We start from the raw sequence: 8,322 nt of genomic DNA, 5'->3' as shown, positions 1-8,322 counted from the left end.
AAGTGGAACAAGTCATGAGTGTTCCTAGAAACACGCCATTTTAATGGCGTTGTAGTTCATGACTATATTTTAGCATAATCACAAACATAACCGAAATGAGATAGCGGGAGTGAAATAGATAAAGGCTTCTCAGCATTGTAATTTAAGGTCAGTTTATTTGCCAGAATGTTTTTTACCCTTCTTAGGCATTGCTCTGAAAAGATAAATAGTTTTTCAGTTACCTAGGAAGTCAACGTCATCATATGGCATGTCGTATAGCTCATTTGAATTGGTCATACAATAAATTCGCAAGACCTTATGCAAAATCGTTTAAAAATTGTACTGTGGCTTTGCATTATGGTCATTTAAAATATCAAAAAAGCCACCCTAACCGGATGACTTTTGACTGGCTTATCAGTCTTCATCTACCCAATGGTAAAGGAAGAACATGTAGCCCCAAAATTTCTTGATTTCTTTAAATCCAGCTTGACGATTGGCTTGCCACCAAGTCACTTCCTCGCCGCCGATATCATGATAGGTAGCGACGTATGTTAAATCGAACCCGTAATGGCGATTTTGTCGTTCGTAAATCATTTTTGTCCGTAACATATGATAATCTGATGAGGTAATAATGGCTGAATCATAACCCATTTCTTGCATCATCTTCAACGTATTTCGTGCGTTGGTATAGGTGGACGTTGCATTTGCTTCGTTAATTAAAGCATCACTTGGTGCACCCGCTCCCACATAAAAATCTAGATTTGACTGGGTTAGTGGACTTACAATAATTTTTCCTGACCGTGAATAACCTGCTTCAAGCAAATCAACTGCTTCACCAGCCCGCTCACTAGCCCCTTCTGGTACAACAATAATATCCGATACTTTCGGTTCCTCATCAACAATGAGGTTACTGATGGTAATCACACAAACTAACCCAACAGCGATACTCATGCCGGCAAAAAAACCCGCAAGTCGAACAAGATTATTTCCTTTCATCTGCATTCCCCATTTTGATAAGCATTTTCCTTTTGTCTTATCTTACCACATGGAAATTACCGGATGAAAAGTAACGTATCATTTTCCAAAATCAAATATAATCGTATTATTGTGTTTCCTTGCAAGCGAAGCAACATCCCTTTGGATCAATTCAGTAAATTGATCTGCAAATTTAAACATATCGATTGGTTGTTGATTTAAGTCAGCGTTCTCGATATACGCTTTTAATCGTTTTTGTACTTGCTTCATTTCAAAATCGATTTCATCTGGATGCTCAGCACTCGCTACAGTATAGCAAAATTCATCTATTGGTAAGTCTTCACAGATGTCAATAATATTGAACAACCGTTCTTCATAATTGACAAGTTTTGGTATATCACAGATTTCTGTAATTACCGGTAATATCACAATCCGCGCTTGCTCCAAGATATCCTCAACAATTGCAGTATCCCCTGGTTGGATAAAAATATTTTCCACACCGGGTAAGTTTGGAACTTCAACATCTTCATAATGTGCAGCGAGAACTTCATAGCCCGCCGTAGAAAATTGTTCTACCGCCTGACGCCCTATCAGATTCGTTGCACCGATGATCGCTACTTTATCCATTTTCCCCACCACAATTTCCTTATAAAAATAAATGTCACTCACCGACTGTTACTGATCTTCATATCAATAAATGCACAATCATGTTCTGTATTTCAACATATATTAAAACAACATCCCATAAAATATATACTGACTAAAAATACAAAATAACAACAACATACTTTTGCGCTTATTCTCTTCATAACCGTGAGTGTAAAACGGATATTTGAAAAAAGTTATTCACACAAACATCGGCAAAACGAGATTACATATTTTATTTAGAAATCCTCCCTCAGTTTAGAATATAAAGATACAAATTCGCTGGCAATTATATATCACATTGTGATTCTTAATCCATTTTTATTGCTAAATAAGCTTTGTATCCCCTTTCATTATATACTTATATAAGGCTAAAAAGGTAGGATTTTTCGTATTTATCCAGGGTTACTTGTCAATTTGGGGTTAATATAATCTATACATAATTTATTCGATACAATTATGTTTCTTGGAAATCTTGTGATGTATAGTAATTTTGTTGTTCGGGAACTAAGTAGATAAAATTTTCTTTCACCAATTCAAAAGCATCCGAAAAATTTCTATTCACAATCGTGTTTCATCGATATCTAAACCATCAAAAACTTGTTGAATTAAACCATCATCTTTATTGTAGTAATATCCTTTATCGCCCACCTCATCCTTCATCACTGAAAGAATTGACACCTTATTTAGCAGCGGCTAAGACTAAGGCATGATAGTGAGAAGTAATCACCATTTGTGTTTGACCCAAAATAAGCACCGCATCTTGCATTAGTAAATAGCTTTTAACTGAATAATCGATTAAAATCATTTCAGGAATTCGCTCCTTCAAGAAACGACCTTGGCCAGTCCCACCTTTTCCAATATTTAATGGTAGAAAGACAACTTCTAAATCATAACGATGTTGCATATCCTCTACAAAATCTTTAATCGCATCCAGTTCTGTTTCAATCATAGCCATTGGTTGATAGGCCTCCACCACAATATAGCGGTCTGAATCGACTTCACTTGTTGGTGTCAATACTTGAATATCTGGATAGATGAAAAGCAAGTCATTGAGAATGAAGGCTGCTTCATGCGATGTTGCCAATTGATCAAAGCAGATTTTTGAATGCATTCGGTCTCTCGCTGCCACCTTTTCGGAATCCCCATCTAGTCTGCCAAATAAATCTTTATCATTAGCTTTTACTTTTCTGCTTTCTCAAATGAATGTTTAAAATCTAATGTATCATCTGGTAAAGGTAAATTAAATTTTTTTGTCAACCATCCGAAATCCTTAATGATTCTTCTCCTTTTAAGTCGGAAATTTCTAAATCAATCATACTACCAATATGCCAAATTAACCAGGTAATCGATTTGATTAATGGTGCTGACATGACATCGGCATCTTCCATGCTCACTTGATCTAAAGAATCTAAAAAGCGCTCCTGCGCTCTATCCAGCGTTTCAATAAATAATTGTGAGTAATCCATGTCATTCCATCCAATTTGATCACTTTCATTTATATAATCACCTTATTATAAGCAAAAAAGGCTGAGACCAAGCTCAACCTTATCTATCTTAACTATTTAGATTTTCTATTTCTGAACAGTAGTACAATGATAACGATAATTAACACGGAACACTTACAAAAGGTGTTCCTTTAACATTTATACTATTTTATTAGTAAAGCCACTTGACGGAATTGAACCAGCGGCCCCATATTGACAATAGTGGTTCAATAATGTCCGATGAGATGGCTCTTTGAGAGCGACGTATCCATTCAATTTATGATGTTGATGAGTAAATCTTACTGATATCATAAATCGTAGAACCATAAAATAACAAAATTTCTTCAGAAGTGAATACACAAAAAGGAGGTTTATGATACCACTCTCCCTCAAAAAATACTCTACTAACCCAACTCCGTCTCTCGCACAGACTCACTAAAACCTCTGACATTATAATTTGTGTGATACTCACTCATTGCTTGTTCGTAATACAAGTCACCAAAAACTTTATTAACAACATTGATGCCCATCATACTTTTAATCAACGGATTAAACAGCTTGGTCACGCCTATACGATGATTGGATATCTTCGCAATTTCTTTAACAAGATCCGTTGTTGTGACATATTCTGTATTTTGTGGATGGTAATAACCTCGGTCCTGGTTATCAATAACCAATCTTAGAAACTCTGATAAGTTATCTACATGTAACATACTACGTCTATTATAATAATCAGGGAAAAGTGGTGTAACTTTAGCTAACTTAGAAAGTCTTGGATAATTCCCTTTCGATTCATACCCATAAATCATTGGCGGACGAACATAGGCCACTCGAAAATCTTCGGATTCTAATCGCTCTAACTCGCGCTCAGCTTGCAACTTACTATCCCCATAGAAATTATCTGGCTTAGGCACTGTATCTTGTCTAATAACAGCTTGGTCAGTCCCAAAAACAATCATACTACTCATATAAACAAAATGCCTTACACCCTCTTTTTTAGCCTTGCTGGCCACTTGCACAGTTAGATCACGATTCACTGAATAATACAAGTTTTCTAATGACTTATTCGATGAATTATGTGCTATTCCCGCCACATGGATAATTGAATCATAACCACTCCAGTCGATATCTTGCCACTTATCAGTTTGCAAGGATACCTTATCAACTTGATACTTTTCTGGCCAGAGAGCTAACCATGCAGCAAGCCTATTCCCTATATAACTATTTCTTCCTGTAATTAGAACTTTCTTCATTATCAATTCACCTAACCCCAATATATTTACTATCAAAGACTTACCCCATTATAACAAAATAACTCTGCCCTATGAACGATATACACAATATAAATAACTTACTGATTATTCCGTCTTGATTTGAGCCACCATTCCGCTTGTTGAGAGCCACCGTTCCGGAACTTGAGAGCCACATTGTGAATGGACACTCATTCAATGAAATATAAAAGGATTGGCTTCAATATTCGCCAATCCCCATTGTGTTTTATGCTTCTCGATCTCTCATTGATCGATGACCTTGTATTCTAATAACCTTTGCTTTACTCACCAAGCGATCTAAAATGGCATCTGCGATGGCTCCACCTCCTAATCGGGTATGCCATCCTTCTATTGAAAACTGTGAACAGATAATCGTTGCCTTGTATCGATAACGACGTTCAATGATTTCAAGTAATTCGGCAGCTTGATTTGTATTAAGGGTCGTAAGAAGCCATTCATCCAATATTAGTACCTCAAAACGTTCATAACGTTTGAGTAGTTTATGGAAGGTTGCTTCCGCCTTTGATAATGCAATTTCAGTGAGTAAATCAGGTAAACGGACATAACGGGTACGGTAGCTCGCCAAACATGCTTCATATCCTAAAGCACAGGCTAGATAGCTTTTCCCTGATCCTGTTGGGCCAACGATTAAAACATTATTTGGGGCAGTGACGTATTTATTCGTTCCTAATTCTTTAATAAGATCTTTATCCAAATCACGATCTGAATAGTACTTTATACCCTCTAAATAGGCTTGATTCTCTGATAAGTTAGCGTTTTGAATCAGCCGTTTAATCTTCTCATTAACCTTAACATCCAATTCACGGTCAAGGAGATGTGCAAGGCGTTCTTCAAATGTCCATTGGGTATATTCCTTTTCTTTATCTTGTTCTTGGAATGCCTCAGCCATACCTTTCAAGCGTAATTGAAGCATTTTTTCATAAGTAGTCTCGTTCATTGCCTAATCCCTCTCTTTATAATATTCCCATCCGCGCAGAAAAGCATGGTCTTGTTGATCATCTACCGGGTTAGTGTTTGTTATCGCTTGTTTTGATGTCGTTTTTACTTCAATCATTCGTTTAATATTTTGATACTTTGGGGTGTGGATAATACTGAGGGCTTGTTCACACGTAGCCTCTAATTGCTTCTCAGTATATTTATCAGTCAGTTTAAGGATGGACAGACAGCTATTATAGGCCTGTTGTTCTATTTTATAATGATCAAGCAAACGTTCAATTACTACCGCTGTTTGGGGGCCAATCATCGTTGCCCACTTGATAAAGCGATGCCGATTCCACTCACCCGCTTGACGATGATTGATGGGCATGTGTTCTTCTACCGTAACGTATTGACCGGCTTGTCCGTGACGGCGACGATGAGTGCATACACGAGTATGTTGATGAAATATTTCAATGCGGTTCTGTGTGTTTCGAACTCGCATGTCTTTTTTGATATATTGATGGGGGACCGAATAGTAAATCTTACCCACTGAAATATGATAATTATATTGAATTCTAGCTGTTTTCCATACACCGTACTCATAAGCATCCTTAGGCAAAGGTTGCAGGTAAGTCTTTTCTTCTGTTAAGAAAATTTCTAATCGGGATCCCTTTCTTTTTTGGAACGGTTTCTCATTATATTCAGACAATAATCCTGTAATTCGTTCGTTTAAATCAAATAAGTCATGAAATATCTCATGACGAAGTTTGGCGATAATCTGTGTGGTAATTTTACCTACAGCTCCTTCTACGGAGGCTTTATCTTTAGGTGTTCGTGGTTTCGCCGGTAGTATCGCTGTACGATAATAGTCTGCCATCTCTTGATAAGCCGCATTCAACACCACTTCACCGCGTTTAGGATGCTTGACCACCGCTGTTTTTAAGTTATCGCAAACGACTATTTTAGGACTCCCTTGGATAAACTCAAAAAAATTTACATGCGCATTAATCCATTGTTCTTCCTTCATATTGAGTGTGGCTTCAACGTAGGTCAGTTGACTATAAGACAAGGTAGCGACAAAAAATAGACTTTGGTTACCTCGCCCGTTTCAGAATCAACCAGGTGATAAGTGGTGCCTGCCCAATCGACCTCGACCTTTTCGCCCGCAGTGTGCTCAAAATACATCGTTGCTTTAGATTGTTTGATGCCTTGATTGAGATGCTCATAAAACTGACTATATTGATAAGGAATGCGATCACCACTTAAATGACATTCTTTAACATATTCTTCCCAAAGTAACTTACGCGTCACACCATACTTACGCAATTCTCCCATCAGATAGTGCGTATCCAAAGGAACATACATTTCTGACTTATTATCAGTAACGTCTGGAAATAACTTTTCCTTTAATTCAGCTTCATTCAACTGACTGACCTGATTCCAATCTAACGGAATAGCCTTTCGGGCATTCACTACTTTCGAGACTGTATTTCGTGATACAGCTAGTAACTTGGCTATATCACGCTGTGATATGCCGGCATTTTCGTACCTAAGTATTTGTTTATAATTGCTCATAAACAAAACCACCTCTTTCTATAAAATTTTTGTAGATTATGACATCTACAGATAAATTTTATAAAAAAAGGTGGCTCTCTTACAGCGGAATGGTGGCTCAAAACCGACTGAAATATTCATTTTGATATTCATTTGGAGCCCGCCGATACGCAATTGCAGTGCACTTGATACTAATTAATCAAATTAATATTAAGGTATGCACTACCGGGACTATCCTTCGCACTCAGTGATGCTTTTATACTCACGGGTAGAGCTATCTATCCGCAGTATGCATCTAAAAATAGAAATAAACCAGCAAGTTCCCCACTCACTGGCTCAACAACTCTATAAAGTTATACCTCTAAAACCTCTCCACAACTTTCTTCAAGTACTTCTTCAACCCATCCTTCAACTCAGGGTGTTTCAATCCGTACTCGATATTAGCTTCTAACATACCTAACTTATTCCTTACATCATAGCGTTTGCCCTTGAATTCATAAGCGAAGACTCTTTGGGTTTTGTTTAAGGTATCAATCGCATCTGTTAATTGAATCTCTCCGCCTCGTCCTGCTTCTTGTTTCTCAAGGATATCAAAGATTTCTGGTTTAAGTAAGTAGCGTCCTACAATCGCTAGATTACTTGGTGCGTCTTCAGGTTTTGGTTTCTCAACGAATGCATCAACAGAATAGATTCCTTCCGCTACTTCTGCTTCTGGATCAATAATTCCGTATTGAGATGTTTCATCCTGGGGTACTGGAATTACGGCTAAGGTTGATGCTTTAGTTTTGTTATAGTTCTCGATAAGTTGTTTAGTTAGTGGCACCTCATCAACCATAATATCATCACCTAACATCACAACAAAAGGCTCATTACCAACGAATGACTTCGCTTGATAGACTGCATCCCCTAGTCCTAAAGGACGCTTCTGACGGATGAAATGCAGACGGATTCCAGTTGTATCTTCAACTAAGGCTAATAACTCATCCTTGCCCGTCTGTTGTAAATTATATGCCAATTCAAAGTTCGCATCAAAATGGTCTTCAATCGGTCTCTTACTCTTACCTGTAATGACGATAATATCTTCAATCCCTGAAGCAATCGCTTCTTCGACAATGAATTGAATGGTTGGTTTATCAACAATCGGTAACATTTCTTTGGCGATAGCTTTGGTTGCTGGTAAGAAGCGTGTTCCTAATCCAGCAGCCGGTATCACAGCTTTACGTACTTTTGACATTCTAATCCTCCTGATAGATTAATATATAAGAAAAGAACTTCACAAAAATAGGTTCTATAATAAATAGTGTTGGTGAGATTCAATTAAGTCTCATCGGCACTATTTTTGTGTACGCAAAAAAAGGACATGATATCCTTATTTCAAGTAAACCTCGACGAATACTGAAAGAAGGAAAATTCATGTCCCATATAACTATTATAAAACAACTTTGCGGAATTCTCGACAATAATATTCAAAT

Annotated in this window: 9 protein-coding genes; all 9 read right to left on the bottom strand. The window is 37.3% G+C overall.

From position 1 onward, the window contains the following. Window positions 1–393: 393 nt before the first annotated feature. The 9 genes from AC973_RS00670 to galU all read right to left on the bottom strand — a co-directional run bounded on the left by AC973_RS00670 (window position 394) and on the right by galU (window position 8,084). Window positions 394–975, bottom strand: a complete 582-nt coding sequence (locus AC973_RS00670; protein WP_048725947.1) for a YdcF family protein — start codon at window positions 973–975, stop codon at window positions 394–396. 78 nt (window positions 976–1,053) lie between these two features. Then, window positions 1,054–1,623, bottom strand: a complete 570-nt coding sequence (locus AC973_RS00665) for a hypothetical protein (protein WP_192828972.1) — start codon at window positions 1,621–1,623, stop codon at window positions 1,054–1,056. A 658-nt stretch (window positions 1,624–2,281) separates the two neighbouring features. Continuing rightward, window positions 2,282–2,686, bottom strand: coding sequence for a hypothetical protein (locus AC973_RS00660; RefSeq protein WP_192828971.1), 405 nt, complete (start codon window positions 2,684–2,686; stop codon window positions 2,282–2,284). A gap of 169 nt (window positions 2,687–2,855) precedes the next feature. Then, a complete protein-coding gene (locus AC973_RS00655) occupies window positions 2,856–3,068 on the bottom strand; it encodes a hypothetical protein (protein ID WP_053083808.1) in 213 nt (70 codons plus the stop codon). Window positions 3,069–3,490: 422 nt separating this feature from the next. After that, window positions 3,491–4,339, bottom strand: a complete 849-nt coding sequence (locus AC973_RS00650) for an NAD-dependent epimerase/dehydratase family protein (protein WP_048725939.1) — start codon at window positions 4,337–4,339, stop codon at window positions 3,491–3,493. A 244-nt stretch (window positions 4,340–4,583) separates the two neighbouring features. After that, window positions 4,584–5,315 carry an IS21-like element helper ATPase IstB gene (istB, locus tag AC973_RS00645; protein ID WP_048725937.1) on the bottom strand — a complete coding sequence of 244 codons (732 nt, stop codon included), beginning with the start codon at window positions 5,313–5,315 and terminating at the stop codon, window positions 4,584–4,586. 3 nt (window positions 5,316–5,318) lie between these two features. Beyond that, entirely contained in the window at window positions 5,319–6,365 is a 1,047-nt protein-coding gene (locus AC973_RS09510; RefSeq protein ID WP_082148204.1) for a Mu transposase domain-containing protein, read from the bottom strand. Further along, a complete protein-coding gene (locus AC973_RS09565) occupies window positions 6,347–6,871 on the bottom strand; it encodes a transcriptional regulator (RefSeq protein ID WP_048725930.1) in 525 nt (174 codons plus the stop codon). Before AC973_RS09565 ends, AC973_RS09510 begins: the two co-directional genes overlap by 19 nt. Before the next feature lie 340 nt (window positions 6,872–7,211). Next, window positions 7,212–8,084 (bottom strand): UTP--glucose-1-phosphate uridylyltransferase GalU, encoded by an 873-nt coding sequence (gene galU, locus AC973_RS00630; RefSeq protein WP_048725928.1) that lies wholly within the window; start codon window positions 8,082–8,084, stop codon window positions 7,212–7,214. Window positions 8,085–8,322 lie beyond the last annotated feature (238 nt).

The sequence above is a fragment of the Carnobacterium sp. 1290_CSPC genome, assembly GCF_001053265.1.
Classification (GTDB): Bacteria; Bacillota; Bacilli; order Lactobacillales; family Aerococcaceae; genus Aerococcus; species Aerococcus urinaeequi.
Note: the sequence above shows the minus strand (reverse complement) of the source record. Positions and strands in the feature narration are given on the sequence as shown.